The organism is Variovorax sp. F042 (genome assembly GCF_057814215.1).
In genome coordinates this window covers 840,069-858,697 of sequence record NZ_JBVASX010000001.1, presented here as the reverse complement: position 1 = coordinate 858,697, position 18,629 = coordinate 840,069, and the positions used below count along the sequence as shown (strand labels likewise).

The following is an 18,629-nucleotide window of genomic DNA, read 5'->3' as shown; positions in this document are numbered from 1 at the left end:
CTGTGAAAGATCGAAAGATCGGATGGGATGAACCACATCTTAGGTTTCTGGTTTCGAAAGAAATACCTCGATTTGCGCGCTTGTTTATTCCTAAAATCGTTCGAATGGACCGATTGAACGCCATGCGCGTGTTTGTGAACGTGGTCGATTCGGGCAGCCTTTCGGCCGCCGCCGACAAGCTCGACATGTCCCGCCCGGTAGTCACGCGCTACGTGGCCGAACTGGAGCAATGGACCGGCGCGCGCCTGCTGCACCGCACGACGCGCCGCCTTAGCCTCACGGCCGCTGGCGAAGAGCTGCTGCCGCGTTGCCGCCAGGTGCTGGAGCTCACGGGCGACATGCAGGCCGCGGTGCGGCATCCGGCCGAGGCGCCGCGCGGGCAATTGCGCATCACCACAGGAACCTCGTTTGCGCAGGCACAACTGGCCGACGCGATTGCCGACTATGTGCGGCTTTATCCGGCCGTGATGGTTGACCTGGTGCTGTTGGATCGAACCGTCAACCTCGTGGACGAGCGCATCGACCTCGCGATTCGTACAGCGGCAGAGATCGACCCCAATCTGATCGCGCGCCGGCTCACCACGTGCCGATCGGTGGTTTGCGCTTCACCCGCCTATCTGAAGGAGCACGGGAAACCCCTGCGCGTGGAAGAACTGGCCCAGCGCAACTGCCTCACGCATTCCTACTTTGGACGCAGCCTCTGGAACTTCACGCGCAAGGACAACGGGGAGCCGGTGTCCGTGGCCGTGGATGGCAATGTCTCCGCCAACGACGCGGCGAGCCTGATGTACCTGGCAAGGGCAGGGGCCGGCATCGCGATGCTGCCGACCTATCTCACGTCGGAGCTGCTGCAGAAGGGAGAACTGGTGCGGCTCTTCGGCGATTTCGAGCCGCAAGTGGTGGGCATGTACGCCGTGTACGCCTCTCGCAAGCACATGCCGGCCACCTTGCGCACGATGCTCGACTTCCTGGCCGAGCGATTCACCGAAGTGCCTGCGTGGGACGCGCCGCACGCAGGCTAGGGGGCAAGGCTCAGTGGCCGTCGCCGGCGTGAGGCGCCGGGGCCATCAGCCGGTCGGTGTAGGCAATGGCCATTGCCGAGAACAGGAAGGCGATATGGATCACGGTCTGCGCGATCAGCACGCGGTCGGTGTAGTTGTCCGCGTTGATGAAAGTCTTCAGCAGGTGGATGGAACTGATACCGATGATGGCGGTGGCCAGCTTCACCTTGAGCACCGAGGCGTTCACGTGGCTCAGCCATTCGGGCTGGTCACGGTGGCCTTCGAGGTCCATGCGGCTCACGAAGGTCTCGTAGCCGCCCACGATCACCATGATGAGCAGATTCGAGATCATCACCACGTCGATCAGCGCCAGCACCACCAGCATGATCACCGTCTCGTTCAGTGTGCCGACCGGCGCCGTGGTCTTGTAGCCGATGCTGGTAATGAGCGCCTGCAGTGCTTCCTTGCTGCCGAACGCGGCCTCGACCAGGTGCAGCAGCTCGACCAGGAAGTGCACAACGTACACGGCCTGCGCCACGATCAGCCCCAGGTACAGCGGCAGCTGCAGCCAGCGGCTCGCGAAGATCAGCTTGGGCAGGGGACGCAGCGGTGAAGCGCGGGCTGGTACGGGCGGGTTCCGGGGGTCGAAAGGTTCGGGAGCGGACATCGGCAAGGCGGTGGTTGGGGACCGGGGATTCTAGAGGTGCCCCCGTGACGCACTCGTGATAACCCCGAGAACTAACATCTGACCTTCGCAAGCCCGTCAGTGACCCGTAAGTGGACCCGTCGACATTACGGCCGCACCCATCCAGGAGACATAGAGCATGAGCAGCGCATCGAAGAACATTGAATCCGTCCTGGTCGAGAACCGCGTGTTCCCGCCCGACGCCCGCGCCACCGAAGGCGCCCGCATTTCCGGCATGGCCGCCTATGAGGCCCTGTGCAAGGAGGCCGAGCAGGATTTCGAAGGGTTCTGGACCCGCCTTGCCAAGGACAACTTGGACTGGACCAAGCCCTTCACCAAGACGCTCGACGAGTCGAAGGCGCCGTTCTATGAGTGGTTCGGCGACGGCGAGCTCAACGCGAGCGCCAACTGCCTCGACAGGCACATCGGCACCCCGGTCGAGAACAAGACGGCCATCGTCTTCGAAGCCGACGACGGCACCGTCACCAACGTCACCTACAAGGAACTGCTCGCCCGCGTGAGCCAGTTCGCCAACGCGCTGAAGGCGCAGGGCATCCAGAAGGGCGACCGCGTCGTCATCTATATGCCGATGACAGTCGAGGGCGTGATCGCCATGCAGGCCTGCGCGCGCATCGGCGCCACCCACAGCGTGGTGTTCGGCGGCTTCTCGGCCAAGGCGCTTCAGGAGCGCATCATCGACGCGGGCGCGGTAGCGGTCATCACGGCCAATTACCAACTGCGCGGCGGCAAGGAGCTGCCGCTCAAGGCCATCGTGGATGACGGCATCGCGCTGGGTGGCTGCGAGTCGATCAAGACGGTGTTCGTGTACGAGCGCACGCCTAGCGGGTGGAACCGCGTGGAAGGTCGCGACAAGACATTCGCCGAAGCGCTGAAGGGCCAGAGCACCGAGTGCGCCCCCGTGCCAGTCAACGCCGAGCACCCGCTCTTCATCCTCTACACCTCGGGCTCCACCGGCAAGCCCAAGGGCGTGCAGCACGCCACCGGCGGCTACCTGCTGTGGGCCAGGCTCACGATGGACTGGACCTTCGACATCCGCCCCGAAGACGTGTTCTGGTGTACGGCTGACATCGGCTGGATCACCGGCCACACCTACGTCGCCTACGGCCCGCTCGCGGCCGGCGCCACGCAGGTGGTGTTCGAGGGCATCCCGACCTTCCCGCACGCGGGCCGCTTCTGGCAGATGATCGAGAAGCACAAGGTCAGCGTGTTCTACACCGCTCCCACCGCCATCCGCTCGCTCATCAAGGCAGCCGAGGGCGACGAAAAGGTGCACCCGAAGAACTGGGACCTCACGAGCCTGCGCATCCTCGGCTCGGTCGGCGAGCCGATCAATCCTGAAGCATGGATGTGGTACCACCGCAATATCGGCGGCGAGCGCTGCCCCATCGTCGATACCTTCTGGCAGACCGAGACCGGCGGCCACGTGATCACGCCGCTGCCGGGCGCCACGCCGCTGGTGCCGGGCTCGTGCACGCTGCCGCTGCCGGGCATCATGGCCGCGATCGTCGACGAGACCGGCAAGGACCTGCCCAACGGCGCGGGCGGCATGCTGGTCATCAAGCGGCCGTGGCCCTCGATGATCCGCACGATCTGGAACGACCCCGAGCGCTTCAAGAAGAGCTACTTCCCCGAGGAGATGGGCGGCACGATCTACCTCGCCGGCGACGGCGCTGTGCGCAGTGCCGACCGCGGCTACTTCCGCATCACCGGTCGCATCGACGACGTGCTGAACGTGTCGGGCCACCGCCTGGGCACGATGGAAATCGAATCGGCGCTGGTGTCCAAGACCGACCTCGTGGCCGAAGCCGCGGTGGTAGGGCGGCCCGACGACGTGACGGGCGAGGCAGTGTGCGCCTTCGTCGTGCTCAAGCGCGCGCGCCCGACAGGTGAAGAAGCCAAGCAGATCGCCAACGAGCTGCGCGCCTGGGTCGCGAAGGAAATCGGCCCGATCGCCAAGCCCAAGGACATCCGCTTCGGCGACAACCTGCCCAAGACCCGCAGCGGCAAGATCATGCGACGGCTGCTGCGCAGCATTGCCAAGGGCGAGGCGATCACGCAGGACACCTCGACGCTCGAAAATCCCGCGATCCTCGAACAGTTGTCACAGACCAACTGACCGGTGCTGTAGGACATGGCCGTCTATGCGGCCATCTGCGCCGAACGGAGCTCTTCGCTGAGGTAAAACCGTCGCAACCACCGTGCGCCTCGACGCGCACGGGTTTTCGACATGTTCGATCTTTCCGAAGGAGGCCCCCATGGGCGTGAGATCCGCTTTTCTTTTTGTCATCGTGCTGCTCATCGCGGCGCTCGCCGCGCTGAACTGGGGCACGCTGTCTGCATCCACCGATGTGTGGCTGGGCTTCATGACCGTCTCGGCGCCGCTGGGCCTGATCATGCTGGGCCTGACAGTGGTGCTGGCCGCTTTCTTCCTCGTCTACGTGCTGTACCTGCACAGCTCGGTGCTGATCGACACCAAGCGCCACACCAAGGAAATGCAGGTCCAGCGCGACCTGGCGGACAAGGCCGAAGCCTCGCGCTTCACCGAACTGCGCAATTTCCTGGAGGCGCAGGAGAACAAGCACATGGCGCAGAACGCCGATCGTCAGGCGGCGATGCTGGCGCGCCTGGAGCAGCTCGAAACCGCGATCCGCCTGCGCTCGGACCAGACCGACAACACCGTGGCCGCGCACATCGGCCAGCTCGAAGACCGCATCGAGCGCCGGCCGGTACCGGCGGACATCAACCCGCAGGCGTGATGCCCCTGGGGCCTACTTCGTCGACAGCACCCAGGCTGCGAGCTTCTTCGCGTCGGCTTCGCTGACCTGGTTGTTCGCCGGCATCGGCACCGGTCCCCACACGCCGGAGCCGCCCTTCATGATCTTGCTGGCAAGAGTGTCGACGGCGCCCTTGTCGTCCTTGTACTTGGCGGCCACGTCCTTGAACGACGGGCCGAGCACCTTGCGCTCGACCGCGTGGCAGCTCATGCAGTTCTTCGAAGTCGCCAGGGCCAGGTCTGCGAAGGCGGGCGCGGCGAGCGTTACGAGGCCGAGGCCCAGAGCTGCCGACAACAAGACTCTTTTCATGGGGGATCTATTTGGTAAGGGCTGAGTTACATTCGACTCAACGCGATTGTAGGTAGCACCGTGCACGGCGTACGGATGCGTTGCCAGTACGACCCGGAGGGATTCGCAATGTGGTTTCTGGCATTGGGCCTGCTTGGACTGGCCCTCAAGTATCTCGAAGTAGGCATGGTCGCCGGCTGGAGCTGGTGGATCGTGCTGTCTCCGTTCGCGATGGCCGTCGCGTGGTGGGCCTGGGCCGATTCGTCTGGCTATACCAAGCGCAAGGTCATCGAGCGGGAAGAGCGGCGCAAGCAGGACCGCATCGACCGCCAGAAGACCAACATGGGCATGAAGACCAGCAACGGGCAGCGCCCGCGCCGCTGAGTCAGCGCCATCGGCCGAAGTCCCGGCACCGCATGCATCAAGCAGAAGTGCCATGGACGAAGAAGCCACCACCCACGCGCTGATCGTCTTCGGGCTGTCCCTGCTGCTCGGCCCGGCCCTCGGCGGCCTCGTGGGGTGGCTCAAGAGCTTTTTCTGGGGCGTGGGTGTCGGGGCGCTGGTGATCGGCTTCGCCGGCCTCTACGGTGCGGCCACCATCGGCTGGCATCGCTACCAGTCGATTGCCGGAACCACCAGCGTGCAAGGCAGCCTGGTCGAGTTCGTCGACGAACAAAGCAAGGACAGCAACGGCCGCACCACGGTTTCGCGCGCGCCCATCGTCGAATACACCGCGTCCGACGGGCAGAAGCGCCGCGTCAAGGGGCTGGGCGGCGGCCTGTCGGGCAAGGAGTGGGGCGACGCGGTGGAGGTGCGCTACAGCGTGGCCGATCCCTCGAAGGCGCTGGTGGCCGATTTCCAGAACATGTGGGGCGGGGTGTGGGGGCTCGGCATCTTCGGTGCGTTTCCGAGCATGTTCGGCCTGTTCTTCATCGGCATGGCTCTGAAGGAGGGGCGCAGCAGATACGGCTACGGCAGCAGGCCACCACCTGTGCGCGAGCCCACGCCGGTGCAGAAACGCTGGCGCACGCGCGGCACCGTGCTCGCCAACATCGTCTTCCTGGCCGGCTTCGCGCTGGTGTTTCTCTATCCCGACCCGGAACCGATGAAGCAGTTTGGCGCGGGCTTCATGACCATCGGCGCCGGCGCCATGCTGCACTTTCTCGTGCAAAGCCTGCCGCCGGCACTGGAGTTCCAGGCTCGCAGCATCCTCGCGATCGTAGGCCTCGGGTTTCTGGCCTTCGGCTACGGCGCGTGGATGATGGCCTGAGTGGTGGATTTCAGAACTTGTCGAGCACCGCGCCCGAGCTCGCGCTCGAGGCGTTGAACGCGAACTTCGCCTGCACGCCGCGCGTGTAGCGCGGAGCCGGTGCCTTCCAGCCTTCGCGGCGCTTGGCGATCTCGGCTTCTGGCACGTTCAGTTCGAGCTTGAGTTCGTGCGCGTCGATGGTGATCGAGTCACCCTCGTTCACGAAGGCGATGGTGCCGCCGGCTGCGGCTTCAGGTGCCACGTGGCCCACCACCATGCCCCAGGTACCGCCCGAGAAGCGGCCGTCGGTGATCAGTCCCACGCTTTCGCCGAGACCTGCGCCGATCAGCGCGCCGGTCGGCGCCAGCATCTCGGGCATGCCCGGGCCGCCCTTGGGGCCGAGGTAGCGCAGCACCATCACGTCGCCGGCCTTGATCTTGCCGTCGAGGATGGCCTTGAGCGCCGACTGCTCGTCGTCGAACACGCGCGCCGGGCCGGTGATGACCGGGTTCTTCAGCCCGGTGATCTTGGCGACCGCGCCTTCGGGCGACAGGTTGCCCTTCAGGATGGCGAGGTGGCCTTCCGCGTACATGGGCTTGTCGATGGGGCGGATCACGTCCTGGTCGGCGCGCGGCACGTCCGGCACGTCCTTCAGCACTTCGGCGATGGTCTGGCCGCTGATGGTGATGCAGTCGCCATGCAGCAGGCCGGCCTTCAGCAGCACCTTCATCACTTGCGGAATGCCGCCGGCCTGGTGCAGGTCGACCGCGAGGTACTTGCCCGAGGGCTTCAGGTCGCAGATCACCGGCACCTTCTTGCGCATGCGCTCGAAGTCGTCGATGGTCCATTCGACCTCTGCCGCATGCGCAATGGCCAGGAAGTGCAGCACCGCGTTGGTCGAGCCGCCCGTGGCCATGATGACCGCCACGGCGTTCTCGATGGCCTTCTTGGTCACGATGTCGCGCGGCTTCAGGTCTTTCTTGATCGCCTCGATCAGCACCTTGGCCGATTCCTTGGCCGAGTTGGCCTTCTCGTCGTGCGGGTTCGCCATGGTCGACGAGTAGGGCAGCGAGATGCCCAGCGCCTCGAATGCGCTGGACATGGTGTTGGCCGTGTACATGCCGCCGCAAGAGCCGGTGCCCGGGATGGCGCGCTTTTCGATCTCGTGCAGGTCTTCGTCGCTCATGTTGCCGGCGGCGTTCTGGCCCACGGCCTCGAACACGCTCACGATGTTCAGGTCTTGCCCCTTGTAGCGGCCCGGCAGGATGGTGCCGCCGTACACGTAGATGGCCGGCACGTTGGCGCGCAGCATGCCCATGAGGCCGCCGGGCATGTTCTTGTCGCAGCCGCCGACCACCAGCACGCCGTCCATCCACTGGCCGCCCACGCAGGTCTCGATGCAGTCGGAAATGACTTCGCGGCTGACCAGCGAGTACTTCATGCCCTCGGTGCCCATGGCCATGCCGTCGGAGATGGTGGGCGTGCCGAACACCTGCGCGTTGCCGCCGGCTTCCTCGATGCCCGCGATGGCCGCGTCGGCCAGCTTCTGCAGGCCGGAGTTGCAGGGCGTGATGGTGCTGTGGCCGTTGGCGACGCCGACCATCGGCTTCTTGAAGTCGCCTTCTTCGTAGCCCATGGCGTAGAACATCGAGCGGTTGGGCGCGCGGCTCTTGCCTTCGACGATGTTGGCGCTGCGGCGGTTGATCTGGATTGGCTTGGTGTCCATGGTGTCTCTTCTATCGTGGGGAGATCGGGGGAGCCCAAGTATCGGACTTCTGATTGATTGCTTCCAATCCAATTTCAAGCACAGATTGATATGCTTGGCGTATGAATGAAGCCCTGATCGACCTGCGGGCCTGGCGCCAGTTCGTCGCCGTGGCCGAAGAGCTGCACTTCGGTCGCGCCGCGCTGCGGCTGCACATGACGCAGCCACCGGTCACGCAAGCCATTGCCCAGCTCGAGAAGACGCTGGGCGTGGTGCTGTTCGACCGTACCCGGCGGCGCGTGGCGCTCACGCCGGCCGGCGAGGCCTTGCTGCCAGATGTGCGCGAGCTGCTGGCTCGCGCGCAGGCGCTGCCCGCCCGGGCCCGCGCGGCGGCGGCGGGGCAGGTGGGCCGGGTGCGCATCGCCTTCGTCTCGACCGTCGGCTTCGAGCAACTGCCGGCCTGGGTACGTGAATTTCGCGTGCTGTGCCCAGAGGTGGCGCTCGAACTGGTCGAGGCCACCGGCGACGTGCAGCTCGAAGCCTTCGCACGTGGCGAGATCGATGCGGGGCTGATGCTGCATTCGCCCGGTGCGGCGCCGCCAGGGCTGGCCCGGTTGCCGGTGGAGGAAGAGGCGCTGGTGCTGGCCCTGCCGGCGCAGCACCGGCTCGCCCGCGCGCGGCCCGTGCCGCTGGCGGAGGTGCTGGCCGAGCCGTTGGTGATCTTTCCGCGCCGCATCGTGCCCTCGCTGCACGACGCGGTCTTCGACCTCTATCACGCGGCCGGCCGCGTGCCGCAGGTGGCGCAGGAGGCAATCCAGATGCAGACCATCGTCAATCTGGTGTCGGGCGGCATCGGCGTTGCCTGGGTGCCGCACAGCGTGATGCAGTTCCGGCGCGCGGGCGTCGTCTACCGGCAGGTCGACGAGTTCAAGGGCGTTGGGCGGCGCCGCGTGGCCTTGCCGGCCTGCGAGACAAGCCTCGTGTGGCCCGCACAGGCCGCGCATCCGGCGCTGGCGCGTTTCGTGGCGTTCGTGCGCGAGCGCACGGCACGGGCCCAGGCGAAATAGCGGGCAGGGCGCCTGCCTTTGCCTCTATCTGCGCGATGCCCGCGCGCCACCCGTCTTCGACACCGCTCGCGGGTCGAGCGAATCGGAGAGCAGGGTTTCGAGCCAGCCCGCGAAGGCCTGCACGCGCCGCGACAGGTTGCGCCGGTGCGGGTACACGAGCTGCACCGGCAGCGGCTCGGCACGTGCGTCGGTCAGCACCTCGATCAGTTCGCCGGCCGCGAGGTGCTCGCGCACGTCGTATGCCGGAATCTGGATCAGGCCCAGGCCGGCCAGTGCGCAGGCGATGTAGGTCTCGGCATTGTTCGCCGCCACCTGGCTGCGCATGCGCAAGCTCGCGGTTTCCCCGTCGCGCTGCCATTCCCAGGGAGCGGCGCGCCCGCTGGTCGGCGAGGCGTAGTTGACGGCCATGTGCTGCGGCAGATCGACGGGCGTGCGCGGCGTGCCGTGGCGTGCCAGGTAAGCCGGGCTCGCGCAGTTGATCAACGTGAAATGCCCGAGCGGCCGTGCCACCAGGCTGCTGCTGGCCAGCGGACCCACGCGCAGCGCACAGTCGACGCCTTCGAGCACAAGATCCACCGCGCGGTCGCTGGAGCCCAGTTCGAGCTCGATGGCCGGATGGCGCTCGAAGAAGCCCGGGAGTGCTGGCGCGATCAGCCGCCGCGCGATGCGGCTCGGCACGTCGACCTTGAGCCTGCCGCTCACCTGGCCGTGCGCGGGCAGGAACTGCTGCTCCATGTCTTCCATGTCGGCCACCAGCGCGCGGGCGCGCTCCAGCATCACTTCGCCGTCGGGCGTGAGGCCCACGCGGCGCGTGGTCCGGTGCAGCAGGCGAGAGCCGAGGCGGGTTTCGAGCTGCTGCACGGCCGTCGAGATGGTCGCGCGCGGCAGGCCCAGGCGGTCGGCTGCGCGCGTGAAGCTGCCGGCCTCGGCCACGCGCACGAAAACCTGGAGGAGGTCGATGCGGTCCATGGGTAATCTGAATTGTTCGTGATTTATTGAACAGTCTAGCCTTCGCTGGGTGATTTATCTGCAGTGTGCTGATCAATAGACTGAATGCTCCCGTCACGCATCACCCTCTACAAAGGAGTCCATTCATGTCCGCACGCACTCTCAAGAACAAGGTCGTCGTCATCGCCGGCGGTGGCAAGAACCTCGGCGCCCTCATCGGGCATCAGATGGTCGACGGCGGCGCCCGCGGCGTCGCCATTCACTACAACAGCGACGCCTCGCGCGCCGATGCCGAGAAAACCGCCGCCGCGCTCAAGGCCAAGGGCTCCGACGCGCTGCTGGTACAGGGCGATCTCTCGGTGGTCGACAACAGCGTGAAGCTGTTCGACCAGGCCGTGAAGCACTTCGGGCAGGTCGACATCGCGATCAACACCGCCGGCGTGGTCATCAAGAAGCCGATCCTCGACGTCACCGAGGCCGACTACGACAAGAGCTTCGACGCCAATGCCAAGGCTGCCTTCTTCTTCATCCAGCAGGCCGGCCGCACGATGGCCGACGGCGGCAGCATCGTCACGCTGGTGAGCTCGCTGCTGGCGGCCTACACGCCGTTCTATGCGATCTATCCGGGCTCGAAGGCGGCGGTGGAGCACTACACGCGCGCCGCGTCGAAGGAGTTCGGCGAGCGCGGCATCTCGGTCAACGCGATCGGCCCTGGCCCCATGGACACGCCGTTCTTCTACGGGCAGGAGAGCAAGGAGGCCGTCGAATACCACAGCAGCGCCGCCGCGCTGAGCAAGTTCTCGAAGAAGGGCCTCACCGACATCGAAGACATTGCACCCATCGTGCGCTTCCTCGTCACCGAAGGCTGGTGGATCACCGGGCAGACGATTTTTGCCAACGGCGGCTACACCACACGCTGATCCGGCAAGATGCCGCCTGGAGGACGAACGACATGCACACGATCATGGTGATGGGCGGCGGCTTCGTGCTGCTGGTGGTGTTCCTGCTGGCCGCGCGCTTCATGGGTGACGGCTCTTCGGCGGCGCTGGCCGTGGCGGCCAAATGGTTCATTCCGGCGTGGTTCATCGGCGCGGGCATCAACATGGCCGTGGGCGTGATCAAGGCGGGGTACTCGGTGGCCGAGGAGCTGCCGATCTTCCTGTTGATCTTCGCGGTGCCCGCCGTGGTGGCGGGGCTGCTGTGGTGGAAGTTCGGGCGCTAGTTCTTCGGTAGCGGCCTGAATATCCCCGTCCCGGCCCCGACATTCGGCCGGGGCACAATCCGCGGATGCTCATGTATCCGCAGATCAACCCCATCGCCCTGCAACTCGGGCCGGTGGCCATTCACTGGTACGGCCTGACCTACCTGGCCGCGTTTGCGCTCTTCTATTTTCTCGGCACGCGCCGGCTGCGGCATGAGCCGTATCGCTCGCTGGTGGGCGCAGGCGCATGGCAGCGCAGGGACATCGAGGACATTCTTTTCCTCGGCGTGATGGGCGTCATCGTCGGCGGGCGGCTGGGCTATTGCCTGTTCTACAAGCCCGAGTTCTATCTCACGCATCCGCTCGAAATCCTCTACGTGTGGCAGGGCGGCATGAGCTTCCACGGCGGGCTGCTCGGCGTGATCGGCGCGATGGTCTGGTTCTCGCGTTCGCGCGCACGGCCGTTCTGGCAGGTGATGGATTTCGTTGCGCCCTGCGTGCCGACAGGTCTGGCTGCCGGTCGCGTGGGCAACTTCATCAACGGCGAGCTGTGGGGCCGCTTCAGCAGCCCCGACTTGCCCTGGGGCATGGTGTTTCCGCAGAGCGGATCGATGCTGCCGCGCCATCCCTCGCAGGTCTACCAGTTCCTGCTCGAAGGGCTGCTGCTTTTCGTGGTGATGTGGCTCTATGCGCGCAAGGAACGCAAGCAGGGGCAGGTGGCCGCGGTGTTCCTGATCGGCTACGGCGTGCTGCGCTTCGTGGCCGAGTACTTCCGCGAGCCTGACGATTTCCTCGGCCTGCGTGCACTCAACCTGAGCCAAGGGCAGTGGCTCAGCGTGCCGATGGTGATTGCCGGCATTGCGCTGTGGTTCTGGTTCGGTCGCTCGGGCACCAAGACAGCCACCGCGCGCGCTTGAGCCTCTTCAATCGGAAGTTCGCAGGGTAAGTACCAGCCGCGCCGGATCGGGCGCAGGCTCAGAATTACGCGTAATTACAGGAAATTACGTCGCACTTGCTGCCCCGATCCGTATGCGCCTGGTCCCCAACTCCCTGCACGATGAAGTCGCCGCCACGCTGCGCGAGCAGATCTTCGACGGCACGCTGACTCCCGGCAGCTTCCTGGACGAGGCAGCCCTGTGCGAGCGGCTCTCCATCTCGCGCACGCCGCTGCGCGAGGCGCTCAAGGTGCTTACCGCCGAAGGCCTGCTGCGGCACGAGCCGCGGCGCGGCTGCTTCGTCAACGAGGTGACCGAGCGTGACCTCGACGAGATCTTCCCCGTCATCGCGCTGCTCGAAGGCCGTTGCGCCTACGAGGCCGCCCGCAACGCCAGCGACGCCGAGCTGCACGAACTCGACGCGCTGCACGAGCGGCTGGTGCGCCACGCCAAGGCGCGCCGCATCAACGACTACTACGCCACCAATCACATCATTCACGAGGCGATCATCAAGCTCGCTGACAACAAGTGGCTGGCGCAGGTGATCGGCGACCTGCGCAAGATCCTCAAGCTTGCGCGGCTGCAGCAGCTGCATGCGCCGGGTCGGCTCGACCAGAGCCTGTCGGAGCATCTGGCCGTGTTCGCCGCGCTCAAGGCGCGCGACAGCGAAGGCGCCGACGCCGCCATGCGCACGCACATGACCCGCCAGCGCGAGGCGCTGCGCGAAGTCATGAGCCATCAGAAATCCAGGGTGATGCCGTGACCATCCCCTCAAAAATTGGAGTGCCCCGATGAGTGCGACCGAATGGTTCCAGGCGCGGCTGCGTTCTGGCGAAAAGTCCAAGGTGCCCGTGGCGCCCGAAGCCGCTGCCAAGAGCGCGCCGAAGAACGCGCCCAAGCCCAGCGCACGCTCGACCGCCGAGCGCCTGCAGGTCACTCTGCGCAAGGCCGACGAAGCCCTGTCGCCGCGCGCGTTGCGCCGCGTGCTGGCCGACCTGCAGGCCGTGATCGACCCGCGCGTGAGCGAGGTCGAGGGTGGCCGCCGCGCCCACGCCATCGCGGACGCCTACCGCGCCGCCACGGCCGAAGAGCGCCGCGACTACTGGGCGCTCATGAGCGAGCATTTCGCCGCCGATGCGCAAAAGCTCAAGACTGCCCGCGACCAGCACCAGGCGGCAGTCGGCACGCCCGACGAAGGCCAGGCCGAGCTGCGCCTGCGCCGCGCGCTGGTGTCGCCGCGCATGCGCTTGCTGCAGCGCTTTGCGGTCGAGCCCGAAGGCATGCGCTTCCTGGTCGACCTGCGCGCTGACCTGCTTCCGTGCCTGAAGGCCGACAAGCGCCTGCTCGCGCTCGACGCCGAGCTGGAGCACCTCTTCTCCACCTGGTTCGACGTGGCCTTCCTCGAACTGCGCCGCATCGACTGGGATTCGCCCGCCTCGCTGATCGAAAAACTCATTCGCTACGAAGCGGTGCACGACATCAAGAGCTGGTCTGACGTGAAGAACCGGCTCGACGACAGCGACCGCCGCTGCTACGGCTTCTTCCATCCGCGCCTGCCGAACGAGCCGCTGATCTTTGTCGAAGTGGCGCTGGTCGATCGCATCAGCGACGGCATCACGCCGCTGCTCGACGAAGCCGCCGTGCCCGTGCTGCCGGCAAGGGCCACCACCGCGATCTTCTATTCGATCAGCAACACGCAGAACGGTCTGCGCGGCGTGAGCTTCGGCGACTCGCTCATCAAGCGCGTGGTCGAGACCCTGCAGGACGAGCTGCCGCGCCTGAAGACCTTCGCCACGCTCTCGCCGATTCCGGGCTTTCGCACCTGGCTCGCGAAGAACGCCGCCGACCTGCTGCCGCGCCTCGACGAGAAGCGCGAAGCCGAGCTCGGCCGCCTCGTCGGCTCATTGCCGCCGACCGCCGAGCGCCTGCTCGCCGCGGTCGACGCGGCCGCCACCTTCGACGCGAAGTCGCCGCTGCGCCAATGGCTGATGCAGGCCGCCGCCGAGTACCTCGGCCGCGCGCTGGTCGACGGCACGCCGGCCGACCCGGTCGCTCGCTTTCACCTGGGCAACGGCGCCCGCGTGGAGCGCCTGAACTGGGCGGGCGATCCGTCGCCCAAGGGGCACAAGCAGTCTTACGGGCTCATGGTCAACTACCTCTACGACCTCAAGCGCCTGGACAAGCATCGCACCTGGCTGGCGGATGGCAAGGTGGCAGTATCGGGAGACGTCGAAAGCCTGTACTTCAAAAAAGGCTGAGGTCCTTATCGGAAAGTCCCAAGCGCCGGCGCCACAAGCGCCTGCAACAGCCGCATGGTGCGGCAAGATCCACAACGACAGACAGGAGAAGAGACACATGAACCCAAGCTTTCAACGCCGCGACGTCCTGCGCGTGGCTGCCGCCGGTGCGGCCGTTCTCTGCGGCGCAGCGCGGGCCCAGCAGGGCTGGCCGACGAAGCCCGTGACGATGATCGTGCCGTTCCCGGCCGGCGGCGGGACCGACGCGTTCGCGCGGCCGCTGTCGGGGCAGTTCTCGCGGCTGACGAACCAGTCGCTCATCATCGATAACCGCGGCGGCGCTGGCGGCACGCTGGGTGCGAGCGTGGCCTCGAAGGCTTCGGCCGACGGCTACTCGCTGTTCATGGGCGCGGTGCACCATGCCATTGCGCCGTCCGTCTATCCCAGGCTCGACTACGACATCGAGAAAGACTTCGTGCCGCTGATGCTGCTGGCCAACGTGCCGCAGGTGGTGGTGGTCAATCCGCGCCGCGTGGCGGCCAACAACATCAAGGAATTCATCGCGCTTGCCAAGGCCAACCCCGGCAAGCTGAACTACGGCTCGGCTGGCGCCGGCACCTCGCACCACCTGGCCGGCGAGTTGTTCAAGATCCAGACCGGCACCTTCATCACGCACATTCCTTACCGTGGTGCCGGGCCGGCACTGGCGGACCTGATCGCCGGCAATGTCGACCTGATGTTCGATGGCCTCGGCTCCTCGGCCCAGTACATCAAGAGCGGCCGCATCAAGGCACTGATGGTGGCCGGCACCAAGCGCAACCCCGCGTTCCCCGACGTGCCGTGCGCCGCGGAGGTGGGCTTGCCCGACTACACCGTGACCACCTGGTACGGACTGTGGGCACCACGGCGCACGCCCGCCGATGTGCAGCCGCAGATCGTCGCCGAGATGCAGAAGGTGCTGGCGGCTGACGACATCAAGAACATCTGGGCCCAGAACGGCTCGGAAATCCCGACCCTCACGGGCCCTGCCTACGGCAGCTTCGTGAGTTCCGAGATCAAGCGCTGGGCCACGGTGGTGAAGGCCTCGGGCGCAAAGATCGAATGACAGGCGGCAGCGGCATCTCGTTGCGCCAGGAAGGTGCCATCGCGTTCGTCACGTTGTCGAACGCGGGGCGCCTCAATGCCATGACGCGCGCCATGTGGCGTGAGCTGCGCGCCGTGTTTGACAGCCTGCGCAATGACGATGCTGGCCTGCGCTGCGTGGTCGTGCGCGGCGAGGGCGGGGCCTTCTGCGCGGGCGGCGATATTTCCGAGTACCCGTCGTTCCGCTTCGAAGAGCCCAGCCTGCGCGAGTTTCACGAGAACGAAGTGTGGGCCGCGCTGCAGGCCATGCTCGACTGCGCGCTGCCACTCGTCGCGCAGATCGAGGGTGCCTGCATGGGCGCGGGCATCGAGATCGCGAGCTGCTGCGACATCCGCCTGGCCGGCGCGTCCGCGAAGTTCGGCGCGCCCATCGCAAAGCTCGGTTTTCCGATGGCGCCGCGTGAAGCCGCGCTGGTGCATGGCGCCATTGGCGACGTGCTCGCGCGCGACATGCTGCTCGCCGCTGGCGTGCACGGTGCGCAGCGCCTGTACGACGCGGGCTTCCTGCTGCAGGTGCTGCCCGACAACGAAGTGGCGGCCGCCGTGCAGTTGCACGCCACGCGCATCGCCGCGCTCGCGCCGCAGGCCGCGCGCCTGCACAAGCAGACCTTTGCCGCACTGCGGGCCGGAGCCCCGTCGGCCCACGACCTGCTGGCCACCGCCTACGACTACGCCGACTCCGCCGAACACCGCGAGGGCATCGCCGCCTTTCTCGCCAAGCGCACCCCGAATTTCTGAAGATAAGAAACCGTCAGATGAAGAAGACCGCCAACGCCAACCTGTTCGCCGCCCTGCGCGCGGCTTTCCCAGCCGACCTCGACAGCATCGCCGTCGAAACCGACAACGGCCTGTTCTATTCCTGGCGCGACATCGAGCGCGCCAGCGCCATGATCGCCAACCTGCTCGATGCGCTGAAGCTGGAGAAGGGCGCGCGCATCGCGGTGCAGGTCGAGAAATCTGTCGAGGCCATGCTGCTGTACCTCGCCACGCTGCGCGCGGGCTACGTGTTCCTGCCGCTCAACACCGCATACCAGAGCGCCGAGATCGAATACTTCATCGGCAACGCCGAGCCGGCTGTGGTGGTGTGCACCAGCCGCAATGCGTCGTGGGTGGGGCCGATCGCCAACGCGGCGGGCACGCAGCACGTCTTCACGCTGGACGACGACCGCACGGGCACGCTGCTCGAAATTGCCGCGCAATGCAGTGACCAGCACACGCCGGCCCAGCGCAAGGCCGACGACATGGCCGCCATCCTCTACACCAGCGGCACCACCGGCCGCAGCAAGGGCGCGATGCTCACGCACGGCAACCTGCTGTCGAACGCCCAGGTGCTGAAGGACTACTGGGGCTGGACTGAAGGCGACGTGCTGATCCACGCGCTGCCCATCTTCCACGTACACGGCCTGTTCGTCGCGCTGCACGGCGCGCTGCTCAACGGCAGCAAGATGCTGTGGTTCTCGAAGTTCGACCCGAAGCGCGTCGTGCAGAAGCTGTCCGAAGCCACGGTGTTCATGGGCGTGCCCACCCTGTATGTGCGGCTGTTGGCCGAGCCGGGCCTCACGCGCGAGGCGGTGCGCAACATGCGCCTGTTCGTCGCGGGCTCGGCGCCGCTCTTGATTGAGACTTTCGACGAGTGGCGCGAGCGCACCGGCCACACCATTCTCGAACGCTACGGCATGAGCGAGACGGTCATGCTCACGTCGAACCCCTACACCGCCGCACAGGGCGAACGCCGCGGCGGCACTGTCGGCTTTGCGCTGCCGGGCGTGCAACTGCGCGTGCGCGACGACAGCGGCCGCGACTGCACCACCGACGAGATCGGCAACATCGAGGTCAGCGGCCCCAACGTGTTCGCGGGCTACTGGCGCATGCCCGAGAAGACGAAGGAAGAGTTCACCTCCGACGGCTTCTTCAAGACGGGTGATGTGGGCAAGATCGACGGCCTGGGCTACATCGTCATCGTCGGGCGCAGCAAGGACCTGATCATCAGCGGCGGCTACAACGTGTACCCGGCCGAGATCGAGGGCTACATCAACGAGATGGCCGGCGTGGCCGAGAGTGCCGTGGTCGGCGTGCCGCACCCCGACTTCGGCGAGGTGGGCGTGGCCATCGTCATCGCGAAGGCAGGTGCTTCGCTGGATGCCGAGGCCATCGTGGCCGACCTGAAGGCCAGGCTCGCGAACTTCAAGATTCCGAAGCGCTGCTTCGTCGTGCCGGAGCTGCCGCGCAACGCGATGGGCAAGGTGCAGAAGGCGCTGCTGCGCGCGGAGCACAAGGCGCTGTTCGCAGCCTGATCGAATCGGCTCATGCAACGGGCGCCAGCCCGTTCATCAGCCCGCTGCGCGCGTGGCAGTTGATGTACTCGTAGCTCTGCTCGTCGGCCTTGAGCACCGACACCTCGTGGTACACGCGCAGCTGCAGCTGGAAGTTCAGCGCCTGCACATAGCGCATGAAGCTGCCGAAGATCGCGACGTGCGTGGGGTGCGATTCGGCCCAGCGCTCCATGTCGGCCAGCGAACGCCAGTAGCTCAGGCCGAAGGACTTCTGCAGCGGTGCGCCTTTCGCGTCGAGGTGGTGCATGTAGCGGTTGCTGTAGCAGCCGATGCCCAAGCCTTGGTCGCGCAGGAAGTCCATGCCCTCGCGCAGCACCGGCTCCATGTCTTCCAGGTAGAGCGTGCGCTCCTGCCCGGTGGTGTCGGTCCATTCCTGGCCGGAGCGGATCATCGCGATGTTCTCGTGGCCCGCGATGCGCACGCGCTGGTCCGGAGCCGGCGTGCCGGCGATCACTGCACGCGTGCCCGAAGGCGTCATCGCATCGGTCTGCGAGAGCGGGATGCGGTCGCGCATCGAACCCCAGTAGCCGTGCTCCTGCAGTTCGCCGCTGACCTCGCCCATGACCACGCCGACGCCCTCGAAGCGGTCGGGTGTGTTGAACATGGTTTCGAAATGCTCGACGCGCGGCGACGCGATCTCGCGGAAGTAGCCGAGGCCTTCGTTGAGCCGATCGTCGGAGCGCCACCAGGCATCGATTGCGGGCGTGGCGCACCAGCGTGCGTAGGCCGCAGCGTCGCTCCAGTAGGCGATGGCGATCATGTTGTCGAAGCCCTCGGCATCGACGTAGTGCGTCAGGTCATGGTGGCCCGGGCCGTCGGGCAGGGCGAAGTCGCGGGCGATCTTCATCAGCGCGGCGCAGGCGCGGCCCTGCATTTCGGGGCCGCGCGACTGCACGCCGAAGTAGCCCATCACGACCTGCTTCACCGATGTTGGCGCACGGGCCGACCACACGGGGTAGGGCGGCGTGTAGTCGTCTTCCACGCGACGGTGCCGCGTGCGAGGGCACTTCAGATGCTCGGCAATGGCGGATTCCATGGCGTG

The 18,629-nt window shown here is 66.3% G+C and carries 19 protein-coding genes; 14 read left to right on the top strand and 5 right to left on the bottom strand.

Features of this window, described 5'->3' with window-relative positions:
* The first annotated feature begins 104 nt into the window (after window positions 1-104).
* Window positions 105-1,022 carry a LysR family transcriptional regulator gene (locus ACZYSP_RS04160; protein WP_093056467.1) on the top strand — a complete coding sequence of 306 codons (918 nt, stop codon included), beginning with the start codon at window positions 105-107 and terminating at the stop codon, window positions 1,020-1,022.
* A 10-nt stretch (window positions 1,023-1,032) separates the two neighbouring features.
* On the opposite strand, the gene ACZYSP_RS04155 is transcribed toward ACZYSP_RS04160, so the two are convergent.
* The gene (locus ACZYSP_RS04155) at window positions 1,033-1,668 is read right to left on the bottom strand and encodes a YqhA family protein (RefSeq protein WP_093056468.1); all 636 of its coding nucleotides are present in this window, start codon (window positions 1,666-1,668) and stop codon (window positions 1,033-1,035) included.
* 157 nt (window positions 1,669-1,825) lie between these two features.
* Here ACZYSP_RS04155 and acs point away from each other — a divergent pair, with 157 nt between their 5' ends.
* Together acs and ACZYSP_RS04145 are read left to right on the top strand one after the other, a co-directional pair.
* Window positions 1,826-3,823: an acetate--CoA ligase gene (acs, locus tag ACZYSP_RS04150; protein WP_093073772.1), complete on the top strand. Its 1,998-nt coding sequence runs from the start codon at window positions 1,826-1,828 to the stop codon at window positions 3,821-3,823.
* Between the two features lie 139 nt (window positions 3,824-3,962).
* A complete protein-coding gene (locus ACZYSP_RS04145) occupies window positions 3,963-4,463 on the top strand; it encodes an SPFH domain-containing protein (RefSeq protein ID WP_093073774.1) in 501 nt (166 codons plus the stop codon).
* Window positions 4,464-4,475: 12 nt separating this feature from the next.
* Here the strand turns inward: ACZYSP_RS04145 and ACZYSP_RS04140 are convergent, their stop codons facing one another.
* Window positions 4,476-4,790, bottom strand: coding sequence for a c-type cytochrome (locus tag ACZYSP_RS04140; RefSeq protein WP_093056471.1), 315 nt, complete (start codon window positions 4,788-4,790; stop codon window positions 4,476-4,478).
* A gap of 108 nt (window positions 4,791-4,898) precedes the next feature.
* Here ACZYSP_RS04140 and ACZYSP_RS04135 point away from each other — a divergent pair, with 108 nt between their 5' ends.
* Window positions 4,899-5,153 carry a TIGR04438 family Trp-rich protein gene (locus ACZYSP_RS04135; RefSeq protein ID WP_093056472.1) on the top strand — a complete coding sequence of 85 codons (255 nt, stop codon included), beginning with the start codon at window positions 4,899-4,901 and terminating at the stop codon, window positions 5,151-5,153.
* Between the two features lie 52 nt (window positions 5,154-5,205).
* The gene (locus ACZYSP_RS04130; RefSeq protein WP_093056473.1) at window positions 5,206-6,039 is read left to right on the top strand and encodes a DUF3592 domain-containing protein; all 834 of its coding nucleotides are present in this window, start codon (window positions 5,206-5,208) and stop codon (window positions 6,037-6,039) included.
* A gap of 10 nt (window positions 6,040-6,049) precedes the next feature.
* Here ACZYSP_RS04130 and ilvD read toward each other — a convergent pair whose 3' ends face one another.
* Window positions 6,050-7,744: a dihydroxy-acid dehydratase gene (gene ilvD / locus ACZYSP_RS04125; protein WP_093056474.1), complete on the bottom strand. Its 1,695-nt coding sequence runs from the start codon at window positions 7,742-7,744 to the stop codon at window positions 6,050-6,052.
* A 101-nt stretch (window positions 7,745-7,845) separates the two neighbouring features.
* Here ilvD and ACZYSP_RS04120 point away from each other — a divergent pair, with 101 nt between their 5' ends.
* Window positions 7,846-8,790 carry a LysR family transcriptional regulator gene (locus ACZYSP_RS04120; RefSeq protein WP_093073776.1) on the top strand — a complete coding sequence of 315 codons (945 nt, stop codon included), beginning with the start codon at window positions 7,846-7,848 and terminating at the stop codon, window positions 8,788-8,790.
* 24 nt (window positions 8,791-8,814) lie between these two features.
* Here ACZYSP_RS04120 and ACZYSP_RS04115 read toward each other — a convergent pair whose 3' ends face one another.
* Window positions 8,815-9,759: a LysR family transcriptional regulator gene (locus ACZYSP_RS04115; RefSeq protein WP_093073778.1), complete on the bottom strand. Its 945-nt coding sequence runs from the start codon at window positions 9,757-9,759 to the stop codon at window positions 8,815-8,817.
* 125 nt (window positions 9,760-9,884) lie between these two features.
* Here ACZYSP_RS04115 and ACZYSP_RS04110 point away from each other — a divergent pair, with 125 nt between their 5' ends.
* The 8 genes from ACZYSP_RS04110 to ACZYSP_RS04075 all read left to right on the top strand — a co-directional run bounded on the left by ACZYSP_RS04110 (window position 9,885) and on the right by ACZYSP_RS04075 (window position 17,548).
* Entirely contained in the window at window positions 9,885-10,658 is a 774-nt protein-coding gene (locus ACZYSP_RS04110; RefSeq protein WP_093073780.1) for an SDR family oxidoreductase, read from the top strand.
* Window positions 10,659-10,690: 32 nt separating this feature from the next.
* On the top strand, window positions 10,691-10,960 hold the full coding sequence (locus tag ACZYSP_RS04105; protein WP_093056478.1) for a hypothetical protein: 270 nt from the start codon (window positions 10,691-10,693) through the stop codon (window positions 10,958-10,960).
* 65 nt (window positions 10,961-11,025) lie between these two features.
* Window positions 11,026-11,856 (top strand): prolipoprotein diacylglyceryl transferase, encoded by an 831-nt coding sequence (gene lgt / locus ACZYSP_RS04100; RefSeq protein WP_093056479.1) that lies wholly within the window; start codon window positions 11,026-11,028, stop codon window positions 11,854-11,856.
* Between the two features lie 112 nt (window positions 11,857-11,968).
* The gene (locus ACZYSP_RS04095; RefSeq protein ID WP_093073782.1) at window positions 11,969-12,637 is read left to right on the top strand and encodes a GntR family transcriptional regulator; all 669 of its coding nucleotides are present in this window, start codon (window positions 11,969-11,971) and stop codon (window positions 12,635-12,637) included.
* Window positions 12,638-12,665: 28 nt separating this feature from the next.
* Window positions 12,666-14,132 carry a malonyl-CoA decarboxylase gene (locus tag ACZYSP_RS04090; protein ID WP_093073784.1) on the top strand — a complete coding sequence of 489 codons (1,467 nt, stop codon included), beginning with the start codon at window positions 12,666-12,668 and terminating at the stop codon, window positions 14,130-14,132.
* A gap of 97 nt (window positions 14,133-14,229) precedes the next feature.
* Complete coding sequence (locus ACZYSP_RS04085; RefSeq protein WP_093056482.1) at window positions 14,230-15,216, top strand: Bug family tripartite tricarboxylate transporter substrate binding protein; 987 nt, start codon at window positions 14,230-14,232, stop codon at window positions 15,214-15,216.
* Window positions 15,213-15,992 carry an enoyl-CoA hydratase/isomerase family protein gene (locus tag ACZYSP_RS04080; RefSeq protein ID WP_093073786.1) on the top strand — a complete coding sequence of 260 codons (780 nt, stop codon included), beginning with the start codon at window positions 15,213-15,215 and terminating at the stop codon, window positions 15,990-15,992. The genes ACZYSP_RS04085 and ACZYSP_RS04080 overlap by 4 nt, the downstream gene beginning before the upstream one ends.
* 17 nt (window positions 15,993-16,009) lie before the next feature.
* Window positions 16,010-17,548: a malonate--CoA ligase gene (locus ACZYSP_RS04075; RefSeq protein ID WP_093073788.1), complete on the top strand. Its 1,539-nt coding sequence runs from the start codon at window positions 16,010-16,012 to the stop codon at window positions 17,546-17,548.
* Window positions 17,549-17,558: 10 nt separating this feature from the next.
* On the opposite strand, the gene ACZYSP_RS04070 is transcribed toward ACZYSP_RS04075, so the two are convergent.
* Entirely contained in the window at window positions 17,559-18,623 is a 1,065-nt protein-coding gene (locus tag ACZYSP_RS04070; RefSeq protein WP_093073790.1) for a phenylacetaldoxime dehydratase family protein, read from the bottom strand.
* Window positions 18,624-18,629: the final 6 nt, after the last annotated feature.